The 1,162-nt window shown below is 62.3% G+C and carries 1 protein-coding gene; it reads left to right on the top strand.

Annotated features, from left to right (window positions below):
- Positions 1-250 precede the first annotated feature (250 nt).
- On the top strand, positions 251-853 hold the full coding sequence (locus B0I32_RS56215) for a hypothetical protein (protein WP_106253702.1): 603 nt from the start codon (positions 251-253) through the stop codon (positions 851-853).
- Positions 854-1,162: the final 309 nt, after the last annotated feature.

Below are 1,162 nucleotides of genomic sequence, written 5' to 3'. Positions count from 1 at the left end.
CATTCATCGACGGCAAGCTCATCGAACGCCCAACAGGATCACCCGTCCCCACAGCCGCCTAGGAACTCATGATCCACAGGTCTTGACTATTGCTCAAGGCTGATCATTGTCACCGAAGGCTGACGACCCATAGTTTCGTGCCGCCGAAGATTGAGTGACGTGTCGCATAGATCTGGACACGACGCATAGACGAGCACGACGCCTCGATCCCCTACGGTGATCAGCGGAGCGCGTCCGCATAGGAGATGGGTTGATCTCGGACTATCAGCAACGGTTGCGCCAGCACTTTCTGGCTGCTCCCGTCGTCCAGGCCCCGGCGCCCTGGCAGCCGGTGCTGGACAACAGAACGCCCATCGGCGGCCTGCTGGGCATCGGCTTCGCCGTCCATCCAGAGAGCAGAAGAGATCTGGTCATGGTCGTCTCCCATGACGGCCATGGGCTCTTCGATGCGGTCACCGGCGAGAAGATCGCCCGAGATCGTGATCCCGACCCCGACACCAGCACGCCCGACACCTCCCCGGACCTCACCTGCCCCGGACTTGGGCCTATCGCGGGCACCCGGGTGCACATTGCCGGCCTCTTCGGCGGCGGCCTGCACAGCACCACTCCCGACGGCTGGTGCCTCGACGTGGTCAGCCCCGAATGGCCCAACGACCGCGTCCTGCTTTCTGCCGATGGCGGCATCTATAAGGATCCGCCGGGAGAAGGCTGGTGGCACATCTTCCACGCCAACTACTCCACCTTCCGCGCCGCCGGATTTTCGCCTTCGGGCCTCACCCTCGCCGTTGCTACCAGCAGCGACATCACCCTCTGGACGCGGCCGGCTCTCACCAGCTGGAACAGCCATCCATAACCCGCGGGGTCGCAGCTGACCGCTCAAACTCCGTTGTCTCAACTTAAGGTTCGCTGTCACGGAACAGTGAAGCTATTTCATCCCCCTGGCGGCGGGGTGCTGGTCACAGCGTGATCGGGAGCCTGGCGTTCGCCTGACGATGTAAGAAACCCCTGGTAGATGGATTGATCACCACAACCAGATCCGTCACAACCAGGGGCTTCGGATGCTTTTCTATCGTGCTGCCGTCGATTTGTCGCGTTCAACGCTGAACTACGTTGCTGGCCTCATCCGCCGGCATCGCAAGGCGATCAGGTCGGCCTGGCGGCT

Origin of the sequence: Nonomuraea fuscirosea, assembly GCF_003001935.1 — a bacterium.
GTDB classification, from domain to species: domain Bacteria; phylum Actinomycetota; class Actinomycetes; order Streptosporangiales; family Streptosporangiaceae; genus Nonomuraea; species Nonomuraea fuscirosea.
Note: the sequence above shows the minus strand (reverse complement) of the source record. Positions and strands in the feature narration are given on the sequence as shown.